A 23,192-nucleotide genomic window follows, 5' to 3' on the forward strand; every position below is an offset into this window, starting at 1 on the left:
CGTTCGTGCTCCGGGGCTCAGTGGATCGGCGCCGGGCCGAGGTCGTCCAGCAGCTTCTGCATCGCGACGTACGCCTTGTTCCGGTAGGCGACGAGCTCGGGCGTGCGGTCGGCGGGGACCTCGAGGTACCCGGCGCCGGACTTCGTGCCGAGTTCGCCGGCGTCGACGTGCTGCTGCAGCGACGGCGGGGTGGCGAAGCGTTCGGGCCAGCGGGTCTGCAGCGACTCGAAGCAGAACGCGTACACGTCGAGCCCGGCCATGTCGGCGATCGCGAACGGGCCGAAGAACGGCAGGCGGAACCCGAACGTGGTCCGCACGATGGTGTCGATGTCGTCGGGGCTCGCGATGCCCTCGTCGGCGATCTTCGTGGCCTCCTCGAACAGCGCGTACTGCAAGCGGTTCAGGACGAACCCCGTGGAGTCCTTCACCCGCGCCGACTGCTTGCCGGTCGCGGCCACGACGGTCTCGCCGACCTCGATCGCGTGCTCGTTCGTGGTCGGGTGCGGGATGAGCTCGACGCCGGGGATGAACGGCGCCGGGTTCGAGAAGTGCACACCGAGGAACCGCTCCGGGCCCACGACCGCCTCGGCCAGCGACTCGATCAGGATCGTCGAGGTGTTCGAGCCGATCACGGCGTCCGGGCGGGCGGCCTCGCTGATGCGGCGCAGCGTGGCGTGCTTGATCTCGAGCTTCTCGGGCACGGCCTCCTCGATGAAGTCCGCGTCGGCGACGGCGGCCTCGATCGACTCGGCGGCGCTCAGGTGTGCGCGGACCCGTTCGACTGCGTCCTCGGGGAACAGCCCGTCGGCGACGAACTGGGCGGTCTCGCCGAGCAGCCGCTCCAGGTTCTGCTGGGCGATCTCGGCCGAGACGTCGGCGATCCGGACGGTGTGGCCGGCGAGGGCGAGGACCTGGGCGATCCCGCCGCCCATGTAGCCGGACCCGACGACGGCGATGTCGAGGGTGCTCATCGCGTTGCTCCTTCGGTGCTGGTTGCCGTCGCCGCGTCGAGCTTCGTGGTCGCGAGGACGGATCGGATGTACTGCTGGTTGGTGGCGCAGACGCCGAGGCTGTCCCCGCCGTACTGCTCGGTCATGACGATCCCGCGGAACCCGTCGGCGACGGCGTCGCGCAGGACCTGGCGGTAGTTGATGAGGCCCGTCTCCATGGTGCTCGGCGCACTCGTCGCCCAGCTGCCGTCGCCGGCCTCGTCACGCGTGTAGTTCTTCACGTGCAGGTAGTTGGTGTGCGGCATCGTCTTCGCGAAGAGCTCCCGCCAGTCCTCGACGGGTCGGTGCAGACGGATGAGGTTCGCGACGTCCGCGTTCAGCCCGACGTTGTCGAGCCCGATCTCCTCGACCAGGCGGACCGCGCTGTCGGCGGTGCCGAGGTACGTGTCCTCGTACAGTTCGAGCGCCATCGGCAGCCCCACCGAGGCAGCGTGCTCGCCGAGCTCCCGCAGGCGCTTGACCGCCGCGGCCCAGACCTCGGGGTCGTCCGGGTCCTTCGGTCCCGGCACCGTCCAGAACCACAGCGCGCGCTTCTGGGCGTCGGTGAACGGCTGGTGCAGCCCCGTCGAGAAGACCTGCATGCCCCACTCGGCCGCCGCGTCGATGGTGCGGTGGGCGTAGGCCAGGTTCTCGTCCTCGTGCCCGGGCTGGATGACGCTCTTGCGCTGCAGGTGCACGGACGGGATCCCGATGCCGTGCGACTTCGCGACGGCGAACAGCTCGTCGCGGCGGGAGGCTTCGAGGTCTGCGGGCCGGATGTGGCTGTCGGCGAGTTCGGCGAGCGAGAAGCCGACGGCCTCGATCTGCGCGAACACCTCGTCCCACACCTCGGCGGGGGCATCGTGGAAGGCCGTCCCGTCGCGGGTGACCTGCGCGAACCCGTGCAGGCACGCGGCGATCGGCCAGGTCTTCGACGTCCAGGTGGTGGGGTCCCAATCCTGGTCGACCCAGTCCTGTGGAGTGGTCACGGAATGCTCCCTTGCATGTCGTGGTGGTTCAGCGATGAACCTCTTTCCTATAGGAAAGATACTCCCACGTCGCCGGAACGCAACCCCTCGCCTCAGCTCGTGTGCGAAGCGTCCGCGCGCGAACGCAACCGGACGGCGTCGATGTGGAGCCGCATCGCGGCGACGGCCGACGTCGGGTCCGCAGCCAGCGCCTCCAGGATGGCCCGGTGCTCCCGAACCGCACGATCCGTGTCGTCCCCGCCGCCCTCGACGATCTGCCGCATGCGGTGCACGCGCGTCGTGATGATCTCGGACATCTCCTCGAGGAACGGGTTCCGCGTCGCGTCGAAGATCAGCTGGTGGAACTGCCAGTCGCTCCGGAAGAAACGGGCCATCAGCGCTTCCGGGGCGTGCGCAGCACCGACGGACGCGACCTCGGCGGCCACCGCAGCCTGCTCGTCGAGCGCTGCCGCCAGTCGCTCGCGCAGGCCGTCGACGTCGCCGCGGGCCGCGAGCTCGACGGCGCCGCTCTCCACGATGAGCCGGGCGTCGAACAGGGCCTCGAGCTGGTCGCCGGCCAGGGGCGGGGAGACGCGGTAGCCCTTGTTCGCCTGTCGGGTGACGAGGCCGGTGCGTTCGAGTTGCACCAGGGCTTCGCGCACCGGGGTCGGCGAGACCCCGAGGGAGCGCGCCAGTCCGTCGATCGACAGTCGCATGCCCGGTTCGACGTCGTGGCCCATCAGGACCTCGAGCACCCGGTCGTAGACGCGGTCACGCAGACCGAGCTGCGTGATGCGCTCCGTCCCGAAGCCGGGCATGGTCGTGGACATGGATCGATCCTAGAGAATCCACGAACTCGCTCCGATCAGTAGATCGCGTCGATCCCCAGGAGGTCACCGAGGCCGAGGCCGCGCTGACTCGTCTCGCACGTCGACACCGACGGCTTCATCACCAGGCCGCTGTTCGCGGCCGTGTGCCCCAGCCCGTAGGCATGACCCCACTCGTGCGTGGCGACGCCTCGCAGGTCGAACCGTGCCCCGGAGCAGGTCGCGGCGGCGGACCAGTTGACCGACGTCGAGTACCGCTGGTCCGTCTCGACGGCCGTGCCGGAGCGCGACCACACGCAGGTCACGCCGAGGGTGCCCTTCGGCAGCGACCCCCACCCGACCACGCTCGACGCGTTCGCGGCTCCGCAGCCACCGGTCGCGGTGACGCCCATCGCCTGCTTGAGCACCCCGAGGTGCTTCTGGTCGGCGGTCGACGTAATCGTCCGTCCGCACGACGAGACCGGCCCGGTCCAGGCGTCGGCTCCGGCCCCGATCGCCGACGGACCGGTGACCTTCTGGTTGTTCGGGTTGTAGCTCCAGTTCACCGGGCCCGCCCAGCGGAACCCGAGCCGGGTGTACGAGGTGTCGGTGCAGCTCGTGGCCGCCTTCGTGGCCGACGTGGTGGCCGCTCCGCGCGACACGACAGCGGCGGCCACCCTGTCGCGCAGCGCCTGGCGTTCCTGCCGGACGGCGGCCGCCGACCCGGACCACGCGTCATCGACGCGCACCGCGACACCCGCACGGCCGGTGTTCGTGATCGACACGTCCCCGCCGTCGTCCACACCCGACGCGGCCACCGGCAACGCGGTGACCGTCGTGCCCGGTTCCGGCACGACGAACTGCCGGCCGTCGGGCAGCACGATCGTCGGCGTGGCCACGGCGCACCCGCTCGCGAGCTGCTCGAGGGTGACACGGTCCCCCTGGCACGCCGGCGCTGCGACCGCCGGCGAACCCGGGCCGGTCGAGACGACGACCGCGGCCAGCGCGATACCGAGGGTGACCGCACCTGCGGTCCACGACGACGTCCTCACGATGATGGTTCTCCTGTCATGACGCGCCGAGGTCCCCCGGCGACCAGGACAGTGTGCGGATCGTCACTCGGGGCAGTCAACCCCCCGAACTGCCACTCCCGGCCGGTCGATCGCTCCCGTCCGGCACCCGCACGAACCGCGGCGCCCCACGGTCCCGCAGTCGGAACCCCAGGTGCTGGTACAGCCCGATCGCCCCGGTGTTCCCGGCGGCCGCGTGCATCAGAGGAGTCTCGCCGCGCTCCCGGATCCCGTGCGCGACGGCGAGCACCAACCGACGCCCGAACCCCTGCCCCCGGTACGCCTCGTCCGTGCACACCGCGCTGATCTCGGTCCACCCCGGCGGGTGCAACCGCTCCCCCGCCATCGCGACGAGCCGACCGTCCCGCCGGATGCCCAGGTACGTGCCGAGCTCGATCGTGCGCGGCAGGAACGGCCCCGGCTTCGTCCGCTCCACCAGGGCGGTCATCTCCGGCACGTCGTCGGGCGTGAGCACGACGGCTTCGCGATCCGGCGCACCCTCGATCGCCTCACCGGTGAGCTGCACGCCGCCGGCGCCCTCGACGAGCTCCCACCCCTCGGGCAGGACGGCAGCCGCGCCCACGCCGAGCATCCCGCCCGACCCGAGCAGCGCCCGGACGTCCTCCCAGTCCTGCGCAGTGGGCTGCGCGGGGATCCCCGTCCACACCGACACGTCGGTCTGGTACCGGACGACGTCGCCGCGCCGCTCGGCGAACCGGGCGTGGTGGCTGTTCAGCGCGGCCATCGCGGGCGCGTCGAGCACCCGTGTCGGGGTGCCGTCGTCGGCCATCGTCAGGTCGAGGGTCCGGAGCGCCTCGCCGCGCGGGTCACCGCCACGGAACCCGAGGTCCTCGATCCGCCGACGATCGCCGTCCGCCCACCCGGCGGTGTCCGCGACGACACCGGAGGCGTAGTGGTTCGTGGCACGGTGGATGACCAGCTCGACGTCTGCTGCCGAGGTCACGAGGACCTCTCCGGGTCGGGTCAGCGCGGTCGAGGTCGGCGCAGTCGTCGTCATCCCACCATTCTCCGCCCGCGGCGAGCGCCGCCGGCGCATCGTTGCACCCGGTGACGGCGCACCGCGGCTCGCACGGTGCGAGGGGCCCACGGCCCGTGCGAGGTTCCGTACTCGGTGCGAGGGCACGTGCACCGCACGGAGTACGGAACCTCGCACCAGACCGAGCGTCAGCGCCCGCGCCAGCCTCTGGCCGTACTTCGTGGCGGCAGCGGCCGCGATCCACGGTTCGGTGTCCCGGTAGAAGGTCGCGAAGTCGCTCATCCCGCACACCGCGACCGTCGAACCGGATCTCGCCCGCGAGTCCACACATCAGCGCTCTCCCTCGGTGTCCGCCGGCGCGGGGTCGGTGTCCGCCGGCGCGGGGTCGGTGTCCGCCGGCGCGGGTTCGGTGTCCGCCGGGGCGTTCCCCACGATCCACGTGTCCTTCACGCCACCGCCCTGCGACGAGTTGACGACCATGCTGCCCTCGGGCGCGACGCGCGTCAGGGCGACGTCGGCCAGGTGCACGTCGTCCGGTCCGGTCCCCGTCGCGTAGACGAAGGCCCGCAGATCCACGTGCCGCGGGTCGAGACCGGCGGGTCCGATCGTCGGGTGCGAGGACAGCTGCACCACCTCCTGCCCCACCCACGCGGCGGGGTCCGCGGCGATCTCGCGTCGTCGCTCGGCCACCTCGGGGGCGCTCGCGCTCGGTCCGATCAGGACCCCGCGCCCGCCCTCGCCGTCGACCGGCTTCGTGACGAGTTCCCCGACGCGGTCCAGGACCGACAGCCGTTCGACCTCGATGCTCGTGCGGTACGTCGGCACCGATGCCAGCAGGGGTTTCTCGTCCAGGTAGTACCAGATCAGGTCCGGCACGGTGACGTACATCGCCTTGTCGTCGACCAGCGCGTTGCCCGGTGCGTTCGCCAGGTAGACGCGTCCTGCCTCCGCCGCGTCGAGGATCCGGGCACCGAGGTCGGGAGCCTGCTCCGACGTCAGTGCGGTGACGTCGCGGTCGATCCGCAGGTACAGCCCGTCGAGCACGTCGCCCGTCGTCGCGTCGACCACGCGTCCGTCACGGACGTCCAGGTCGGATCCGGACAGGAGGCGCAACCCGGCCCCGCGGGCCAGGCTGCGGTGTTCGAACCACGCGCCGGCGGCGGGGCCGTCGCTGACGAGTGCGATCACCGGGTCGGTCGCGCCCGTCACCGCGGTGGTGTTCGCGCAGAGGGTCCGGCGGAGCCGGTCGGTCACGCCGTGCGGGTCGCGCAGGTGCACCGGCCGCGGGGCATCCGGCACGACGTCGTCCATCAGCTCGCGCAGGGCAATGCCGTACGCGACGCCCGAGGGCGAGCGGACGTTGTCCTCGAGCACCCGCCAGCCGCCGAACTCGTTGCGCACCAGGTCGAACCCGAGCACCGGCGCACGGACGGCGGTCGCCGGCAGCCGGGTGGCGTCCGGGTCCCAGCCCTTCGCACCGACGAAGTGGTCCGCGTCCAGCACGCCGTCGGCCACGATCCGCCGGTCGCCGTACGCGTCACGCAGGAACAGCTCGATCGCACGGGCCCGCTGCCCCAGGCCACGCTCGAGCTGCGACCACTCGTACGCGCTGATCGTCCGGGGAACCAGGTCGCAGCCGAACTCCTGCGCACCGCCGTCGACAACGAAGCCGACGTGGTGCTCGCGGGTCCAGACGTCGCGCGCCGTGCACCGCTCGATCGCGGTCTGGGCGTCCCAGCCGCTGAAGAAGGCCGCCAGGTCACGGAACGCCGGACGGGGGCGTGCCCCGGGGCCGACCGCCTCGTCGCCGGCGCGGACGCGGTACCCGGGGATCGGGACCACCGGGTCCTCCTCGCGTCCGGACGGGAGCCCAGCGGTGTCCTCCACCACCAGGGCGACGACGTCGTCCATCTCCCCCCGCTCGGCGTACGCGGTGCGCTGCCGGTCCGTGGAGTTGCCGCGGGCCAGGGTCGCCTCGAGCAGCTCCGTCACCGTCCCCCAGTCGCCGAGCTCCTCGAGCTCCGGCCGCAGGCGGGACACGAGCTGGCGCACCGCGACCTCGGCGGGCAGGCGTTCGGGGTGCTGTCCGAGGCCGACGAGTTCGCCGCTCAACCCGGAGCGGGCGGCCTGCCACATCGCCGCACGGTGCAGGGGCTCGCTGCGCGGGTGCCACTCGGCGCCGGACACGACCGACTTCTCGGCCTTGCGCACGGCGGCGCGGAAGAGTCCGGCGATGAGCACGGCGTCGTCCACCACCGGGGTCGCGTCGCAGACCCGCAGCTCGAGCGTCGGCGCGTGCGACGACGGCCGCACGTCGAAGTAGGCCATCTTCTTGTCGGCGATCACGCCCGAGGCGATCAGGTCGTCGAGCACCCGGTCGTACTCGGCGGCGTCCGCGACCGGTCCGAAGCTGCCGGCCGACGGCCACCGCTGCCAGATGATGCTCCGGAACGAGGCGTACCCGGTGTCCTGCCCGTTCCAGAACGGACTCGACGCACTCAGGGCCAGCAACGCCGGGAGCACCGGCGCCACACGCTGGGCGACCAGCACCGCCAGGTCGCGGTCGCTCACGCCGACGTGCACCTGCAGCCCGCAGATGAGCTGTTCGTCGACGAGCATCCGGTACTGCTCCTGCATCCGGCCGTACCGACCGCCGGCGCTCAGCTCGAAGTCGGCGTACTCCGACCTCGGCGCGGTGCCGACGGCGGCGATGGTGACCCCGGCCGGGGCGATCGCGGCGCTGAGCTCAGTGCGCAGGTCGACGATCACCCGCCGCAGGTCGTCGAGGGTCCGCACCACCGGGGTGTTCGTCTCGATCGTCGTGCGCTGCAGTTCCGCGCCGAAGCGATCCGTGGGCAGTTTGGGCAGAAGGCGCGGGGCCTTCGCGGAAAGTCGGCCGGACTCGAGGTCGATGAGGTGCAGCTCTTCCTCGGCGCCGAGCGTCAGCTCTGCACTCATGGCTGGAACCTACGCGTCTGCCCTGTGGCGCGTCCGCCGCCGGCTCCGGCCGACTCATGCTCGTAACATATGTCATATATTGGTGTGATGACTCCCCTCCTTGAGACATCGGCGCTGACGCGGCGGTTCCGCAGCGCAGCAGGCCATGACGCGACCGTCCTCGAAGACGTCTCCGTGAACGTCGGCCGCGGCGAGTTCGTCACCGTCGTCGGTCCGAGCGGCTCCGGCAAGTCGACGCTCCTGCAGTGTCTGTCCGGGCTGGACTCGCCGACCAGTGGCACCGTCCGGATCGACGGCACCGACCTCGCGACCCTCCGGGGCGACTCGCTGGCTGCCTTCCGACGCGACCACCTGGGGTTCGTGTTCCAGTCGTACAACCTCATCCCCGCCCTGACCGCTTTCGAGAACGTGGCGCTGCCGCTCCGGCTCGTGACCGGGTCGGTCGATCGCGTGGTCGTCCGGAACGCCCTCGAAGCGGTCGGTCTCGGCGCGGTCGTCCAGAACCGCCCCGGCCAGCTCTCCGGCGGTCAGCAGCAGCGCGTGGCGATCGCCCGCACCATCGTCACCCAGCCGGACGTCGTGTTCGCCGACGAACCGACCGGCGCCCTGGACACCGAGTCCGGAGCACGCGTGCTCGAACTCCTGCGTGCGGCGGCCACGGGGTCGCGTTCGGTCGTGATGGTCACGCACGACCTCGAGGCCGCGGCACTCGGCGACCGCGTGCTCGTCCTGCGCGACGGACGCCTGCACCGGGAGCTCGTCACTCCCTCGGTGCCGGAGATCCTCGAGGCGGTGTCCCGGTGATCACACGTCTCGTCCTCGCCGAGGTCGTCCGGGCTTGGCGGCTCTGGACCTCGACGTTCGTCGTCATGGTCTTGACCGCCGTCGTCGCGCTCGTCTGCGCGGGTGACGTCTCGACCGCCGCTGCGATCACCGACACCGTCGACGCAGCCGGCCTGCGCAACCACGCGATGGTCTTCGGAGCGATGAACGCCATCGTGGTCATCGGCGCACTCAACGTGCTCGTGACGTTCGCGATCCGCGTCCAGCGCCGGACGTACGCGCTGTGGCAGTTCGGCGGTCTCGGGCCTGCGCTGATCCGCCGGGTCGTGCTCGCACAGGCGGTCACGTTGTCCCTCGTCGCGTTCGGAACCGCCCTGACGCTGATGCCTCTCACACTCCGGAGCCTGATGGCCTTCCTCTCGGCGCCCCTCCGGAACCCCGGCGCGCCAGCCCTCGATCCGCGCCTCGGCGTGCTCGAGGCAGTCACCGCCTTCGTGGTGTTCGAGCTCGTGGTGCTTCTCAGCGCACTCGGGGCTGCACGTTCGGCGTCGACGACCCCCGCCCTGGACGCCGTCCGTGAGTCCGAATCCGAGCCCGCCCGTCCCAGCCGCGGCCGGAAGATCACCGCCTGGGTGCTCGGAGGCGTCACCGTCACGATGTACGTGCTGACGCTGCTCGGCGCGCGGGGCGTCACGATGCTCTTCCTCGTGCCCGCGATGGGGTTCGTGATCACGGTCGCACCCTGGTCCTGCCGATCGCTCGTGTCGGCGTGGACCGCAGTGCTCCCCGGGGCTCCGGCGGCGTGGTTCCTCGCGCGCGAGTCGCTGAGGTACCACGTCGCGCGGAGCCACTCGGCGATCGCACTGCTCGCGGTGGCGATGCTGCTGGGCTCACTCACCGGCCTGGCGGGCGTCTGGGACTCGCCCGCGTACTACCTGGGCGGCCTCGCCATCTTCGGCGGCCCGGTCCTGATCGTCCTCTTCACCGGTGCTGCCACCGTGGTGATGACGACGATGGGCCGACGACGGGACGTTGCCCTGCTCGTCGCCGCTGGCGGGACCTTCCGGACGGGGCTCGTCGCTGCGGTACTGGAAGCCGTCGCGGTGGTCGTCACCGCGGCGCTCATCGCAGTACCACTCGCGATCGCGACCATCCCAGCGGCCCTGACGAGTTGGACGGACCCGCTTCGTCCCGTGCCGTTCGTGGTCGCCGTCGGACTCGTCATCATGGTGGTGGCGACGACCGCACCGGTCCTGCAGGCTCGGCGCCGACCGTTGGGCCCACAACTCATCGACACCGGAGTTTGAGCCCGCATCCGCCGGTCGAACACCAACGGGGCCGAGCACCGTGCGCACCTCGACAATCCCTGCCAGCGCGCGGTGCCCTACCCCCGCGTCCGCGCCAACCGCCGGTTCAGCGCCCCGTTCAGCAGCGCGACGAGCAACCCCACCGCGAACACGAGCGTCCCGAAGCACAGCACCTGCGGCGGCATCCCGGCCTTCGCAGCCCCGTAGACGAACAGTGGGAAGGTGACCGCGGGCCCGGCGACGAACGAGGTGATCACGTAGTCGTCGATCGACATCGCGAGCGCGAGCAGCCCCGCGGCGAGCATGCCCGGCGCCAACAGCGGCAGGGTGACGAGCCGGAACGCCTGGAACGGCGTCGCCCCGAGGTCACCCGCGGCCTCCTCGAGTGCGCGCGAGGTGCCCGCGATCCGGGCCCGCAGCACGACGACGACGTAGGCGACGTCGAACGCCACGTGCGTGATGAGCACGGTCAGGAACCCGGTGCCGAGCCCCACCGACAGGAAGAAGGAGAGCGACGCGGAACCGACGACGATCGAGGGGGCCGCGATGTCGGCGAACACGACAGTGTTCACGGCACCGCGACCCGGGAACCGGTACCGCTCCAGCGCCAGCGCGAGGGGCAGCCCGATCGCGACGGAGATGATCGCGGCGAGGAACGCGACGAGCACCGAGGTGACGAACGCCGCCCCGAGCCCGGACACGTTCACCAGGTTCGCGTACCAGTAGGTCGTGAAACCGTTCCAGGCGAACGACAGCCGGTTGGTGGGGGCGTCGTTGAACGAGTACACGATCATGTAGACGATCGGCACGAGGGTGATCGCGATCGTCACCCAGTACACGATGGCGAGCCAGGGCCCACGACGGTTCACCCCGTGACGACGCGGACGGCCGGCGACGGAACCGGTCACGGGCGAGGCCGGAGCGGCGGCGGAACGGGACGGTGCGACGGCGGTCATACGAGGTCCTCGAGGTCGTCGGTGCCGGAGACGCGGGCGTAGATGAACAGGATGATGCCGAGCACGACCATGAGCACGGTCGACAGGGCTGCGGCGACGTTGTACTGCTGGTTGCCGGAGTAGGCGTCCTGGATCGCCTGACCGATCGTGTACGTGTTCGTGCCGCCGAGCAGGGCGGAGTTCACCGGGTCACCGACGCTGTCGATGAAGACGAGCAGCACCCCGGCGAAGATGCCCGAGCGGGACAGCGGCAGCGTGGTGTGCCAGAACGCCCGGAACTTGCCGGCGTACAGGTCGTTCGCGGCCTCGCCGAGCCGGGGGTCGATGCGCTCGAGCGCGGCGTAGATCGGCAGCACCATGAAGGCCAGGTCGTTGTAGGCGTCGCCGAAGATCACCGCGCCCCCGGTGCCGAGGATGTGGAAGTCCTTGCCGGCGAGCCCGATCCCCTGCAAGAAGGTGACGACCGGCCCCTGCGACGCGAGCACGAACGCCCACATGTCGGTGCGGATGATGAACGACACCAGGAAGCTGATGAAGACGAGCATGAGCAGCGGGTTCTTCCGCCGCGGTGACACCCGGAACGCGATGAAGTACGCCACCGGGTACCCGACGACGATGCAGGCGATCGTGGCGGCGGCGCCGTACCAGAGCGACCGGAGCAGGAACGTCAGGTAGGGCACCTGCGGGTCGACGAACAGCGAGCCGTAGATCCCGAAGTTCCAGGTGAACGTGTAGCCGTCGTCCGGGTTGCCGGTCATGAGCGAGACGATCAGCCCGGACACCAGCGGGATGACGAAGAACACGCAGAGGTACGCGGTGCCGACGAGCGCCAGGAAGAACGGCGTGCTCCGACGGCGTCCCCGCCGCACCGGCGCGGGGCCGGCGGACCCACCGGGACCACCGGGAGCGAGCCCCGGCGCCACCCCGACCGCGCTCACGACTGCACCACCGCGTTGAAGATGCCGTTCCACTCCGAGTACTCGTCGTAGTTCTCGAACACCCGGAACTCGTGCGACTGCTCCAGCACGTCCTCAGAGGGGAACACGAGCGGGCTGTCCGCCACGGTGGCGTCGTCGAGTTCGTCCCGCACGTAGTCCTCGGCCGCGGGTACCGGGCAGACGTAGTTGACCCAGTCCTCGACGATCCCGGCGACCTTCGGCGTGTAGTAGAAGTTCATCCACTCGAGCGCCGACACCGGGTTCGCGGCCTGCCGTGGGATGAGCATGTTGTCGTGCCAGGTCATCTGCCCCTCTTCCGGCGTGACGAACTCCAGGTCGGGGAACCCGGACTGCTGCGCCTGGAACACGTCGCCCGACCACGCCTGGGTGATCCAGGTGTCGCCGTTCTCCAACCGGTTGATGTAGCTCTGGTCGTAGAAGCCGGTGACGCTCGGCCGCAGTTCGCGCAGCCAGGCCTGGGCCTTCCGCCAGTCGGCGGGCGTCGAGGTCTCCGGGTCGATGCCGAGCGCGAGCAGTCCGAGCGACCCGAGTTCGGTGTTGTCGCTCATCAGCCCGATGCGGCCCCTGAAGGCCGGGTCCTGCAGGTCCTTGAGCGAGGTGATCTTCCGCCCGGTGTACTTCGGGTTGTAGGCGAGCCCGGTGAACCCGGTCTGCCAGACGACGGAGTGCTTGTTGCCCGGGTCGTAGATGGGGTCCTTGACGGAGTCCGAGGCGTTCGCGGCGAAGTTCGGCAGCCGCGAGTGGTCGAGCTCGCACACGAACCCGTTCTTGATCATCTGGGTCAGCTCGAACCCGTTCGTCATGACGACGAGGTCGTAGCCGGTCGCACCGTGTGCCCGCAGGATCGGGGAGACGGTCGCGTAGAAGGTCGCGTTGTCCTGGATCACCGCCTGGTAGTCGACCGCGATGCCGGTCTCCTGCTCGAACAGCGCCAGCGACTCGGACTTGCCGTGGTCGGAGTCGATGTACAGCGGCCAGTTCGCGAAGTTCAGGGTGCCGGTCGCCTTCGTGTCCTTCCAGAACGCCGCCCAGTCGACGGTGTCCTCGGCGCCGGCGGCGGCGGAGCCCTTGATGCTGCAGCCGGTGAGCAGGGCGGCCAGCGCGGCGGCCCCGCCGCCGGCCAGCAGGCCGCGTCGGCTCACGCGGGCCGACGTCAGCCCGCGCAGCAGGTCCGGACCGGGCACCGTGCCGGTCACGCGAGCGATCCTGCCGTGGCGGGGACGGCCTGGAGGCCCGGGTCGTCCTGGGTGGTGACGGTCGCGTCGGACGCGGGGTGCGCCTCCAGGCCGAAACCGTGGTCGACGCCCCACGTGAGCCAGACCTCGGTGCCGGTCGCGATCCGCGGCCCGCCCTTCGAGTTCTGCGCGAACACCGAGACGCGACCGGCGCCCGGCACGTCGACCAGGTACTGGGTGCTGACGCCGGAGAACGAGACGTCCACGACCCGACCTGGGCCGAGGATGTTCCGTCCGGCCTCGGGGGTCGGTTCGGCGGTGCGGATCTTGAGCTTCTCGGGCCGGACGCCCACGACGACGCGACCGGTGGTGGCGACGGCCCGGTCGGCCGGCACGGCGATGGACCCGGCCGCGGTGGCGACGACGAGCAGGCCGGCGTCGGTGCCGCGGACCTCGCCCTCGAGCAGGTTCGACTGGCCCAGGAAGTTCGCGACGAACGCCGTGCGCGGCAGCTCGTACAGGTCCTGCGGGCTGCCCATCTGCTCGATCCGACCGCCGTTCATGACGGCGACCGTGTCGGCCATCGTCATCGCCTCTTCCTGGTCGTGGGTGACGTGCAGGAACGTGAGTCCGACCTCGGCCTGGATCGTCTTCAGCTCGAGCTGCATCTGGTGGCGGAGCTTCAGGTCGAGGGCGCCGAGGGGCTCGTCGAGCAGCAGCAGGGCCGGCCGGTTCACGATCGCGCGGGCCAGGGCGACGCGCTGCTGCATGCCGCCGGAGAGCTGGGCGGGCCGCTTCGACGCCGACCCCTCGAGCTCGACGAGCCGCAGCGCCTCCTTCGCCTTCGCCATCGGGTCCGGGATCCGGCGCCGCTTCAGCCCGAACGCGACGTTGTCGAGCACGCTCATGTGCGGGAACAGCGCGTAGTTCTGGAACACCGTGTTGACGGGCCGCTGGTACGGCTTCGTGTCGGTGACGTCCTGGCCGCCGATGGTGATGGTGCCGCTCGTGGGTTCCTCGAGCCCGGCGACGAGCCGCAGGGTCGTCGTCTTGCCGCAGCCCGACGGGCCGAGCAACGCGAAGAACGAGCCGGCGGGCACCGTCAGGTCGAGACTGTCCACCGCGGTGTGGCCGGGGAAGGACTTCGTGATCTGGTCGAGCCGGAGATCGGCTCCCGATTCGGCGAACGTTCCGGTCATTGCCATGGTGCCTCCAGGGGGTGGTCGGCCTCAGCCGATGTAGGACATGACGTGCTTGATGCGGGTGTAGTCGTCGAAGCCGTACTGGGACAGGTCCTTGCCGTACCCGCTGTGCTTGAACCCACCGTGCGGCATCTCGGCGACGATCGGGATGTGCGTGTTGATCCACACGCAACCGGAGTCCAGGTCACGGGCGAAGCGCATCGCACGCGCGTGGTCGGTCGTCCACACCGAGCTGGCCAGGCCGTACTCGACGCCGTTCGCCCACGTCAGCGCCTGCTGTTCCGTCGAGAACCGCTGCACGGTCTGCACCGGGCCGAAGATCTCCTGCTGCACGGCCCGGTCGTCCTGGCGCAGGCCGGCGACGATCGTGGCCTCGTGGAAGTACCCGCGGTCGCCCTGTCGTGCGCCGCCGAGCTCGATCGTCGCGTGGTCCGGCAGCGTGTCCAGGAACGACCGCACGTGCGCGAGCTGGTTCGCGTTGTTGACGGGCCCGAAATAACCGTCTGATCCGGTTCTTGCGTTGTGCCGTGCTTCTTCGGCGAGCGCCGCGACGAACTCGTCGTGGATGCCCTGTTGCACGAGCAGCCGGGTGGCGGCGGTGCAGTCCTGTCCGGCGTTGAAGAACCCGGCGGCGACGATCCCGGCCACCGCCGAGGGGATGTCGGCGTCGTCGAACACGATCACGGGTGCCTTGCCGCCGAGCTCCAGGTGGGTGCGCTTGAGGTCACCGGCGGCGGCGCGGGCGACCTCGGTGCCGGCGCGGACGGACCCGGTGATGGACACGAGCTGCGGGGTGGGGTGGTCGACCATCGCGGCACCGGTGGTGCGGTCCCCCACCACGACGTTCAGGACCCCCGGCGGCAGGAACTCGGCGGCGACCTCGGCGAGCAGCAGGGTCGACAGGGGTGTCGTGTCGCTCGGCTTGAGCACGGCGGTGTTGCCCGCGGCGATCGCCGGCGCGAACTTCCACACCGCCATGTTGAGCGGGTAGTTCCACGGGGTGACCTGGGCGACGACACCGATGGGCTCGCGCCGGACGAACGAGGTGTGGTCGGCCAGGTACTCGCCCGCGCTCCGACCCTCGAGGTTCCTGGCGGCCCCGGCGAAGAAGCGGATCTGGTCGACGGACAGCAGGATCTCGTCCTCGACCAGGGTGGCGCGAGGCTTCCCGGTGTCGAGCGACTCGAGGTCGGCGAACTCCGACGCCCGCTGCTCCATCGCGTCGGCGATCCGGAACAGGGCGAGCTGCCGTTCCCCCGGGGTGGTGCGGCGCCACGTCTCGAACGCGGTCGCGGCCGCACCGAAGGCGGCGTCGACGTCGGCGGGGGTGGACACCGGGGACGTGCCGTAGACGTGCTCGTCGGTCGGGTCGACCAGGTCGAACGTGGTGTCGGCGGTCGACTCGACGGAGGCGCCCCCGACGAAGTTCCGCAGGACCCGGGTGTCGGTGTCCGCCGTCGCCGTGCTCTGTGCGTCCAGCATGGCGGTGATACTGACACGGATTCCGGCGGCGCGGAAGAAGGATCCGGAGGTTGTGGAGAACCGTAACAACGGAAATCGTCGCGAAACACGGTGTTCACAACGGAATCCCTTGCGCGCCCCGAACCTCGCTGCCATGCTGTCCGGCATGGCGGCAGCACCACGACGTCCGGGACCCATCGACGACACCTCGAAGCGGATCATCGAACAACTCCAGGCGGACGGGCGCCGCCCGTACGGCGAGATCGGCAAGGCCGTCGGTCTCAGTGAAGCGGCGGTCCGGCAGCGCGTGCAGAAGCTGACCGAGACCGGCGTCATGCAGATCGTCGCGGTCACCGACCCGATGCAGCTCGGCTTCCACCGGCAGGCGATGATCGGCATCCGGGTCAGCGGCGACACCCGAACCGTCGCCGATGCCCTGGAACAGCTGCCGGCGGTCGACTACCTCGTGATGACCGCCGGCAGCTTCGACCTGATGGTCGAGGTCGTGTGCGAGGACGACGACGACCTGATCGAACTGCTCAACGGCACCATCCGGGCCATCTCGGGCGTCGCCGGCACCGAGACCTTCGTCTACCTGCAACTCCGCAAACAGCTCTACGACTGGGGAACGCGATGACCATCGAACAGCCCACCCGCCTCGGCTCCTACGACCCGTTCGCACCGGTCGACGACGCCGACCTGCAGCGGAAGTCCCGGGACCACCTGTGGATGCACTTCGCCCGGCACGGCGCGAACCAGGCCGGCGCCGACGTGCCGATCATGGTGCGCGGCGAGGGCCACCACGTCTACGACAGCCACGGCAAGGAGTACATCGACGGGCTGTCCGGCCTGTTCGTCGTCGCCGCCGGGCACGGGCGGAAGCGCCTGGCCGAGATGGCCGCGAAGCAGGCGGAGACGCTGAGCTTCTTCCCGATCTGGTCGTACGCGCACCCCGCGGCGATCGAGCTCGCCGACCGGCTGGCCGAGCACGCCCCCGGTGACCTCAACAAGGTCTTCTACTCCACGGGTGGCGGTGAGGCGGTGGAGACCGCCTTCAAGCTCGCGAAGTACTACTGGAAGCTCCAGGGCAAGCCCATGAAGCACAAGGTGATCTCCCGCGCGGTCGCGTACCACGGCACCCCGCAGGGCGCCCTGGCGATCACCGGCATCCCGGCGATGAAGGAGATGTTCGAGCCCCTCACCCCTGGTGGCTTCCGGGTGCCGAACACGAACTCGTACCGCGCCGAGGAGATGGGCTTCCCCGGGGGTACCGAGGAGCAGTTCGGCTCCTGGGCGGCGGAACGGATCCGCGAGATGATCGAGTTCGAGGGCCCCGACACCGTCGCCGCGGTGTTCCTCGAGCCGGTGCAGAACTCCGGCGGCTGCTTCACCCCGCCGCCCGGGTACTTCCAGCGGGTGCGCGAGATCTGCGACGAGTACGACGTGCTGCTCGTCTCGGACGAGGTCATCTGCGCCTTCGGCCGGATCGGCACGATGTTCGCCTGCGACACCTACGGCTTCGTGCCGGACATGATCACGTGCGCCAAGGCCATGACCTCCGGGTACTCCCCGATCGGCGCGACGATCATCAGCGACCGGCTGTTCGAGCCGTTCTCCAAGGGGGACACGACCTTCTACCACGGCTACACGTTCGGCGGGCACCCGGTGTCGGCCGCCGTCGCGATGGAGAACCTCGACATCTTCGAGGAAGAGGGACTGCTCGCCAACGTGCAGCAGAACGCCCCGCTCTTCCGCGCCGAGCTCGACACCCTGCTCGACCTGCCGATCGTCGGCGACGTCCGGGGTGACGGCTACTTCTACGGCATCGAGCTCGTCAAGGACAAGGCCACCAAGACGACCTTCGACGACGACGAGTCCGAGCGGCTGCTGCGCGGGTTCCTGTCGAAGGCACTGTTCGACGCGGGGCTGTACTGCCGGGCCGACGACCGCGGTGATCCCGTCGTGCAGCTCGCACCGCCGCTGACGATCGGGCAGCCGGAGTTCCGCGAGATGACGTCGATCCTGCGGAGCGTCCTGTCCGAGGCCTGGACGAAGATCTGACCGTGGGCGGCTACCGGGGCGTCTCGTTCTGGCTCGACCAGCTCGCGTCCACCGGACGCGACGACCTGACGCCCCGGCCGCCGCTCGACGGCGACACCACGGCCGACGTCGTGATCGTGGGCGGTGGACTGACGGGTCTCTGGACCGCGTGGTACCTGCACCGGGCCGACCCGCGCCTCCAGATCGTCGTCCTCGAACGCGAGATCGCCGGCTTCGGCGCGTCCGGTCGGAACGGCGGCTGGTGCTCGGCGCTGTTCCCGCGGTCCGCCTCCGCGATCGCCGAGGAGCACGGGCGCGACGCCGCGCTCGCGCTGCGGGCCGCCATGCGCGACACCGTCGACGAGGTCGGCCGCGCCGCGTCCGAAGCCGAGGTCGACTGCGACTACGTGAAGGGCGGGACCGTCCTGTACGCACGCTCCGCCGTGCAGGAACGCGCCGCCCACGACGAGGTCGCGTCCTCCGCGGCATGGGGCGACGACATGACGTGGCGACCGGCTCGAGCGGGCGACGCCGCCGGATCGGCGGGTGTCGCGTGGACCCCGGACTGCGCGCGCGTGCAGCCCGCCGCGTTGGTGCGTGGCCTCGCCGCCGCCCTGGAGGCCCGTGGCGTCCGGATCGCGGAGCACACGCCCGTCTCGTCCTGGGATCGCGGGCGTGTGATCACGTCGCGCGGGACCGTCACGGCGGGCGCCGTGGTGATCGCGGTCGAGGGGTACGGCGCCCAGCTGGAGCAGACGAAGCGGCGGATCCTGCCGCTGTACTCGCTGATGATCGCGACGGCCCCGCTGCCGGCGTCCGCGTGGGAGCGCATCGGGCTCGAGCACGGGCAGACGTTCTCCGACTACCGGCACCTGCTCGTGTACGGGCAGCGCACGGCCGACGACCGGTTGGCGTTCGGTGGCCGCGGAGCCCGGTACCACTGGGGTTCCGCGATCACGCCCGGGTACGACCGGGTGCCGCGGGTGTTCGAGCACCTGCGGAGGGCGCTGGTCGACCTGTTCCCCGTCGTCGCGGACGCCCCGGTCACCCACACGTGGGGCGGACCGCTCGGGGTCCCGCGCGACTGGTGCGCCTCGGTGACCTGGGACGGCCACGTCGGCAGCGCCGGCGGGTACGTCGGTGACGGCCTGTCGACGACGAACCTGGCCGGACGGACCATCGCCGACCTCGTGCGCGGGGAGTCGACGGCACTGACCGCACTGCCGTGGGTGAACCACCGATCGCCCGACTGGGAGCCCGAGCCGCTGCGGTTCCTCGGGGCGAACGCGGGACTCGTCGCGACCGACCTGGCCGACCGCGAAGAGGCGCTGACCGGGCGGCCGAGTCTGGCGGCCCGGCTCATGGCACCGCTGACCGGAGGACACTGATGGCTGCTGGTCTCGACGCCGACGTCGTGGTCGTCGGAGCGGGGGTCGCCGGGCTCGCCGCCGCCCGGGCGCTCGCACTCGGCGGGCAGCGGGTCGTCGTGCTCGAGGCCCGCGACCGGATCGGCGGACGCACCTGGACCGACTCGTCGCTCGGGGTTCCGGTCGACCTCGGCGCCTCGTGGATCCACGGGGTCGACGGCAACCCGCTCTGGGCCCTGGCGTCGGCGTTCGGCTTCGACACCGTGGAGTTCACGGTCGGCAGCTTCCAGTTCGACGGCCGACCGATCGCCTGGCACGACCCGTCCGGCGCTGCACTCTCCGCCGAGGACACGTCGGCGTTCGTCACGGACCTGCACACCGTCGACGCGGCCCTCGACGCCGTCGTCGCGCATGCTCCACCGCCCTCGACCTACGCGGCCGCCGTCGACACCGTGCTGCGGTCGCTGCGGTGGCAGGGCGACCGGGCCGCACGGATCCGCGAGTACACGGCCCACCGCTCCGAGGACCTCTGCGGTGCCCCCGTGACCGTCCTCGACGCGCACGGCCTCGACGAGGAGCACGTCCCCGGTGACGAGGTGGTGTTCCCCGGCGGCTACGCCCAGTACGCCCGCGCGCTGGCCGAGGGTCTCGACGTGCGACTGTCGTCGGTCGTTCGGTCGGTGACCCAGGCCGGCGACTCGGTGACCGTGGGGCTCGCCGACGGCACCACCGTGGCCGCCCGGCAGGTCGTCGTCACGGTGCCGCTCGGGGTGCTGCGGGCCGGCGACGTGGTCTTCACCCCGCCCCTGTCCGCACCGGTGACCGGAGCGCTCGGCCGACTCGGGATGGGCGCCTACGACAAGGTGTTCCTGCGGTTCCCCTCACGGTTCTGGGGCGACTCGTGGGTGGTCCGGCAGCAGGGGTCCGCCGGGGTCGACTGGCACTCCTGGTACGACATGTCCCGGGTGACCGGTGCGCCGGTGCTCGCCGCCCTGGTCGGTGGTGCCGGAGCCCGTCGGCTCGAGACCCTGCCGGACGCCGTGGTCGTCGACGAGGGGGTGGCGGCGCTGCGGAAGATGTTCGGCGCGTCCGTCCCCCGGCCCGAGGCGTTCCGGATCACCCGGTGGGCCGAGGACCCGTTCTCGCGGGGCTCGTACTCGTACCTGCACGTCGGGGCATCACCCGATGACCACGACCTGCTCGGCACCCCGTCCGGCCGGGTGCAGCTCGCCGGCGAGGCCACCTGGAGCGACGACCCGGCGACGGTGCACGGTGCGCTGCTGTCCGGGCTGCGGGCAGCCGGGCGGTTGCTCGGCACCGAGGTCGCGCCGCTCTCGCTCGCCGACCCGCTGTCCACGCCCTGAGCGCCACACCCCCGAGGGTGTCGGCCCGTGCGACACTCGCTCCCTGACCCCGACGAGGACCCGACCGAGACACGAACACCGGGCCCCGGTCGCCGTCGCGGTCCTGGTGAACCTGGCGCTGAGCCTGTTCCTGCCCGACGAGGTGCTGTTCTTCCCGTCGTGGGTGGTGCCCGTCCTGGGCGTCCTGCTGCTCGCCCCGCTCATCGTCTTCAACCCGCGGCGTCTTCGCGCGCGGTCAACATCATCAGCTGACCCTCCCGACACGACCCGACGGGCACCCCGCGCGAGATGCGCGGGGTGCCCTGGGGCTCAGCCCTTGCGCCACAGCTCGAGCAGGAGCCGGGCCACGGTCACGAGCAAGCTCGCGATCCCCAACCACGGCACTCGACGGCCGTGACGCGGTTCGGTGTCGTTCGACATCGGACCACCTTCGTGTCAGCGCCGGCGGACACGAGAAGTGCAGGCCGAGGGATGCAGCTCGCTCGAGGAGCGGGCTACACTGGTCCGAGTTTGATGCTCGGGACCCCTTGCGTCCCTCGTTCTCCACTCGGAGGACAAATCGAAGCCCACCACTGTTGCTGCAGTGGTGGGCTTCTTCTCTGCCCGGGCCCACGTCCCGGCGATGACGCAGACCCAGGCACCAGCATACTGATATCCGGTGATGCGACCGGGGGTCTTGCACTAGTTGATCGGACGATCAACAATGGCGCATGGACGTCGTCACCGCACCCTCGCTCCCGTCGCCGCTGCACGCCGACACCGGCGCACCCCGCCGGTCCCTCCGCGTCGCCCTCGTGCAGGTGCGGTGGCTCCCCGACCCGGACGAGCACCTGGCCCAGCTCGCCGACGGCATCGCGACCGCCGCAGCGAACGGCGCCACCGCGGTGTTCCTGCCCGAACTGACGCTGCGCCGCTACCCGGGCGACACCCCGGCGAGCGGGACCCCGAAGGACCTCGCCGAGTCGCTGCAGGACGGCCCGACCGTCACCTTCGCCCGTGCCCAGGCGATCGACCACGGGGTGTTCGTGCACGCCTCCCTGTACGAGCAGCCGGACGACGACGACCATCCCAACGACCCGCGCGGGTACAACACGGCGGTCCTCGTCGCCCCCGACGGCGCCCTGGTCGGCCGGACCCGGAAGACCCACATCCCGATCAGCGCCGGCTACCACGAGGACACCTGGTTCCGCCCCGGCGCCGACGCCGACCCGTTCCCCGTCCACGAACCGGCCGGCCTCGGCGCCCGGGTCGGGCTGCCGACGTGCTGGGACGAGTGGTTCCCCGAGGTCGCCCGCGCCTACGGGCTCGCCGGGTCCGAGGTGCTCGTGTACCCGACGGCGATCGGCTCCGAACCGACGTTCCCCGACTTCGACACCGCGCCGATCTGGCAGCGGGTGATCGTGGCGAACGGCATCACCGCCGGGCAGTTCATGGTCGTGCCGAACCGGTGGGGCGACGAGGGCGACATCACGTTCTACGGCTCGTCCTTCATCTCGGACCCGTTCGGCCGCGTGCTCGTCGAGGCTCCCCGTGACACGAGCGTGGTGCTCGTCGCCGACCTCGACCTCGACGCCCGGACGGAGTGGCTCCGGCTGTTCCCCTTCTACCTGACCCGGCGCCCCGACCTGTACGCCGGACTCGTCGACCCCGTCGACGAGGAACGCCACGCGTACGGCGCACGCGAAGCGATCGACGCGGCCCTGGCCGTGGAACCGGCCACCGCCCGGCGCGGGGCGCGCGCATGACGTGGTTGATGCCTCCCGAGACGGCTCCGCAGGAACGCACCTGGATGGCGTTCCCACGCCCCGGCCTGACGCTCGGCGACGACGCGGCGAGCGCCGAGGCCGCGCGCCTGGCCTGGGCGACCACGGCCAACACGATCAGCGAGCACCAGCCGGTGACGGTCGTCGTGGACCCGGTCGCACGCGCGGATGCCGGTCGCCTGCTGTCGTCCGGCGTGGACGTGCTCGAGACGCCTCTCGACGACTTCTGGATGCGCGACATCGGTCCGACGTTCGTCGTCGACGACGACTCCGGGCGACTCGGCGCAGTCGACTGGGTGTTCAACGGCTGGGGTGCGAACCCGTGGTCGACCTGGACGCGTGACGCCGAGGTCGCCGCGACCGTCGCCCGTGCTGCGGGAGCCACGCGGATCCCGTCGTTGCTCGTCAACGAGGGCGGGGCGATCCACGTCGACGGCGCCGGCACCGTGCTCGTGACGGAGACGGTGCAGCTCGACCCGCGCCGGAACCCGTACGCCGACCAGGAGCGCGTCGAGCTGGAGCTGGTGCGCACGATCGGCGCCACGCGGGTCGTCTGGCTGCCACGCGGTCTGACGCGGGACTACGACGGCCTCGGCACCCGGGGCCACGTCGACATGGTGGCGACCTTCGCCGACCCGGGCACGGTCCTGCTGCACGCCCAGCCGGATGCCGGCCACCCGGACCACCTGGTCATGCCCCAGATCCGGCGAGCGCTCGAGCGGGCGACCGACGCGACGATCATCGAGCTGCCGGCTCCGTCGACGCTGTCCGACGACGGTGGACCGGTGGACTGGAACTACGTGAACCACGTCGTGGTGAACGACGCCGTGATCGCCTGCGCGTTCGGCGACCCGGTCGCTGACGACCGCGCCAGGGGCATCCTCGCCGAGGCGTACCCGGGCCGACGCATCCGCTCGATCGACGCCCGCGAGGTCTTCGCGCGGGGTGGTGGGCTGCACTGCATCACGCAGCAGCAACCGGCGGCCCGAGCCACTGCCGCGGTGTACAGCGGGTGCCGATGACCTGT

Annotated in this window: 19 protein-coding genes; 8 read left to right on the forward strand and 11 right to left on the reverse strand. The window is 71.1% G+C overall.

The features are described from left to right. Positions 1–17: 17 nt before the first annotated feature. From DEJ35_RS12270 to DEJ35_RS12295, 6 genes are all read right to left on the reverse strand, one after another. On the reverse strand, positions 18–971 hold the full coding sequence (locus DEJ35_RS12270; protein WP_110861959.1) for a 3-hydroxyacyl-CoA dehydrogenase family protein: 954 nt from the start codon (positions 969–971) through the stop codon (positions 18–20). Next, the gene (locus DEJ35_RS12275) at positions 968–1,978 is read right to left on the reverse strand and encodes a sugar phosphate isomerase/epimerase (RefSeq protein WP_111192821.1); all 1,011 of its coding nucleotides are present in this window, start codon (positions 1,976–1,978) and stop codon (positions 968–970) included. Before DEJ35_RS12275 ends, DEJ35_RS12270 begins: the two co-directional genes overlap by 4 nt. 92 nt (positions 1,979–2,070) lie before the next feature. Then, a complete protein-coding gene (locus DEJ35_RS12280) occupies positions 2,071–2,787 on the reverse strand; it encodes a GntR family transcriptional regulator (RefSeq protein ID WP_111090800.1) in 717 nt (238 codons plus the stop codon). Between the two features lie 35 nt (positions 2,788–2,822). Then, on the reverse strand, positions 2,823–3,815 hold the full coding sequence (locus DEJ35_RS12285) for a matrixin family metalloprotease (RefSeq protein ID WP_111192822.1): 993 nt from the start codon (positions 3,813–3,815) through the stop codon (positions 2,823–2,825). 76 nt (positions 3,816–3,891) lie between these two features. After that, positions 3,892–4,851 (reverse strand): GNAT family N-acetyltransferase, encoded by a 960-nt coding sequence (locus DEJ35_RS12290; protein ID WP_111192840.1) that lies wholly within the window; start codon positions 4,849–4,851, stop codon positions 3,892–3,894. 309 nt (positions 4,852–5,160) lie between these two features. Next, positions 5,161–7,788, reverse strand: a complete 2,628-nt coding sequence (locus tag DEJ35_RS12295) for a carboxylate--amine ligase/circularly permuted type 2 ATP-grasp protein (protein WP_258378477.1) — start codon at positions 7,786–7,788, stop codon at positions 5,161–5,163. Between the two features lie 87 nt (positions 7,789–7,875). Between DEJ35_RS12295 and DEJ35_RS12300 the strand changes: the two genes are divergently transcribed. Together DEJ35_RS12300 and DEJ35_RS12305 are read left to right on the forward strand one after the other, a co-directional pair. Then, positions 7,876–8,592, forward strand: a complete 717-nt coding sequence (locus DEJ35_RS12300; protein ID WP_111192823.1) for an ABC transporter ATP-binding protein — start codon at positions 7,876–7,878, stop codon at positions 8,590–8,592. Beyond that, positions 8,589–9,878, forward strand: a complete 1,290-nt coding sequence (locus DEJ35_RS12305) for a hypothetical protein (protein WP_111192824.1) — start codon at positions 8,589–8,591, stop codon at positions 9,876–9,878. Before DEJ35_RS12300 ends, DEJ35_RS12305 begins: the two co-directional genes overlap by 4 nt. A 77-nt stretch (positions 9,879–9,955) precedes the next feature. Here DEJ35_RS12305 and DEJ35_RS12310 read toward each other — a convergent pair whose 3' ends face one another. The 5 genes from DEJ35_RS12310 to DEJ35_RS12330 are packed head-to-tail and all read right to left on the reverse strand — an operon-like array spanning position 9,956 to position 15,652. Next, entirely contained in the window at positions 9,956–10,834 is an 879-nt protein-coding gene (locus DEJ35_RS12310) for an ABC transporter permease (protein ID WP_110861945.1), read from the reverse strand. Next, the gene (locus DEJ35_RS12315) at positions 10,831–11,772 is read right to left on the reverse strand and encodes an ABC transporter permease (RefSeq protein WP_111192825.1); all 942 of its coding nucleotides are present in this window, start codon (positions 11,770–11,772) and stop codon (positions 10,831–10,833) included. Before DEJ35_RS12315 ends, DEJ35_RS12310 begins: the two co-directional genes overlap by 4 nt. Beyond that, positions 11,769–12,989, reverse strand: a complete 1,221-nt coding sequence (locus DEJ35_RS12320) for a PotD/PotF family extracellular solute-binding protein (protein ID WP_220036895.1) — start codon at positions 12,987–12,989, stop codon at positions 11,769–11,771. Before DEJ35_RS12320 ends, DEJ35_RS12315 begins: the two co-directional genes overlap by 4 nt. Continuing rightward, a complete protein-coding gene (locus tag DEJ35_RS12325; RefSeq protein ID WP_375342440.1) occupies positions 12,986–14,167 on the reverse strand; it encodes an ABC transporter ATP-binding protein in 1,182 nt (393 codons plus the stop codon). Before DEJ35_RS12325 ends, DEJ35_RS12320 begins: the two co-directional genes overlap by 4 nt. 30 nt (positions 14,168–14,197) lie before the next feature. Further along, positions 14,198–15,652, reverse strand: coding sequence for an aminobutyraldehyde dehydrogenase (locus tag DEJ35_RS12330; protein WP_111192826.1), 1,455 nt, complete (start codon positions 15,650–15,652; stop codon positions 14,198–14,200). Positions 15,653–15,785: 133 nt separating this feature from the next. Between DEJ35_RS12330 and DEJ35_RS12335 the strand changes: the two genes are divergently transcribed. From DEJ35_RS12335 to DEJ35_RS12365, 6 genes are all read left to right on the forward strand, one after another. After that, on the forward strand, positions 15,786–16,268 hold the full coding sequence (locus tag DEJ35_RS12335) for an Lrp/AsnC family transcriptional regulator (protein ID WP_375342441.1): 483 nt from the start codon (positions 15,786–15,788) through the stop codon (positions 16,266–16,268). Continuing rightward, entirely contained in the window at positions 16,265–17,692 is a 1,428-nt protein-coding gene (locus DEJ35_RS12340; RefSeq protein WP_111123756.1) for an aspartate aminotransferase family protein, read from the forward strand. Before DEJ35_RS12335 ends, DEJ35_RS12340 begins: the two co-directional genes overlap by 4 nt. A gap of 2 nt (positions 17,693–17,694) precedes the next feature. Beyond that, positions 17,695–19,059: an FAD-binding oxidoreductase gene (locus DEJ35_RS12345; RefSeq protein ID WP_111192827.1), complete on the forward strand. Its 1,365-nt coding sequence runs from the start codon at positions 17,695–17,697 to the stop codon at positions 19,057–19,059. After that, positions 19,059–20,402: an NAD(P)/FAD-dependent oxidoreductase gene (locus DEJ35_RS12350; RefSeq protein ID WP_111192828.1), complete on the forward strand. Its 1,344-nt coding sequence runs from the start codon at positions 19,059–19,061 to the stop codon at positions 20,400–20,402. Before DEJ35_RS12345 ends, DEJ35_RS12350 begins: the two co-directional genes overlap by 1 nt. 710 nt (positions 20,403–21,112) lie before the next feature. Further along, positions 21,113–22,147: a nitrilase-related carbon-nitrogen hydrolase gene (locus tag DEJ35_RS12360; RefSeq protein ID WP_111192829.1), complete on the forward strand. Its 1,035-nt coding sequence runs from the start codon at positions 21,113–21,115 to the stop codon at positions 22,145–22,147. Then, positions 22,144–23,187, forward strand: coding sequence for an agmatine/peptidylarginine deiminase (locus DEJ35_RS12365; protein ID WP_111192830.1), 1,044 nt, complete (start codon positions 22,144–22,146; stop codon positions 23,185–23,187). Before DEJ35_RS12360 ends, DEJ35_RS12365 begins: the two co-directional genes overlap by 4 nt. The last annotated feature ends 5 nt before the right edge of the window (positions 23,188–23,192 follow it).

Origin of the sequence: Curtobacterium sp. MCPF17_051 (assembly GCF_003234595.1) — a bacterium.
Taxonomy (GTDB): Bacteria; Actinomycetota; Actinomycetes; order Actinomycetales; family Microbacteriaceae; genus Curtobacterium; species Curtobacterium flaccumfaciens.

What these genes read in the sequence shown, in the direction of transcription:
- DEJ35_RS12295 (WP_258378477.1), bottom strand. Translation starts at nt 7,788, where the DNA reads ATGAGTGCAGAGCTGACGCTCGGCGCCGAGGAAGAGCTGCACCTCATC.
- DEJ35_RS12360 (WP_111192829.1), top strand. Translation starts at nt 21,113, where the DNA reads ATGGACGTCGTCACCGCACCCTCGCTCCCGTCGCCGCTGCACGCCGAC.
- DEJ35_RS12330 (WP_111192826.1), bottom strand. Translation starts at nt 15,652, where the DNA reads ATGCTGGACGCACAGAGCACGGCGACGGCGGACACCGACACCCGGGTC.
- DEJ35_RS12270 (WP_110861959.1), bottom strand. Translation starts at nt 971, where the DNA reads ATGAGCACCCTCGACATCGCCGTCGTCGGGTCCGGCTACATGGGCGGC.
- DEJ35_RS12340 (WP_111123756.1), top strand. Translation starts at nt 16,265, where the DNA reads ATGACCATCGAACAGCCCACCCGCCTCGGCTCCTACGACCCGTTCGCA.
- DEJ35_RS12335 (WP_375342441.1), top strand. Translation starts at nt 15,786, where the DNA reads ATGCTGTCCGGCATGGCGGCAGCACCACGACGTCCGGGACCCATCGAC.
- DEJ35_RS12365 (WP_111192830.1), top strand. Translation starts at nt 22,144, where the DNA reads ATGACGTGGTTGATGCCTCCCGAGACGGCTCCGCAGGAACGCACCTGG.
- DEJ35_RS12350 (WP_111192828.1), top strand. Translation starts at nt 19,059, where the DNA reads ATGGCTGCTGGTCTCGACGCCGACGTCGTGGTCGTCGGAGCGGGGGTC.
- DEJ35_RS12325 (WP_375342440.1), bottom strand. Translation starts at nt 14,167, where the DNA reads ATGACCGGAACGTTCGCCGAATCGGGAGCCGATCTCCGGCTCGACCAG.
- DEJ35_RS12310 (WP_110861945.1), bottom strand. Translation starts at nt 10,834, where the DNA reads ATGACCGCCGTCGCACCGTCCCGTTCCGCCGCCGCTCCGGCCTCGCCC.
- DEJ35_RS12280 (WP_111090800.1), bottom strand. Translation starts at nt 2,787, where the DNA reads ATGTCCACGACCATGCCCGGCTTCGGGACGGAGCGCATCACGCAGCTC.
- DEJ35_RS12300 (WP_111192823.1), top strand. Translation starts at nt 7,876, where the DNA reads ATGACTCCCCTCCTTGAGACATCGGCGCTGACGCGGCGGTTCCGCAGC.
- DEJ35_RS12290 (WP_111192840.1), bottom strand. Translation starts at nt 4,851, where the DNA reads ATGACGACGACTGCGCCGACCTCGACCGCGCTGACCCGACCCGGAGAG.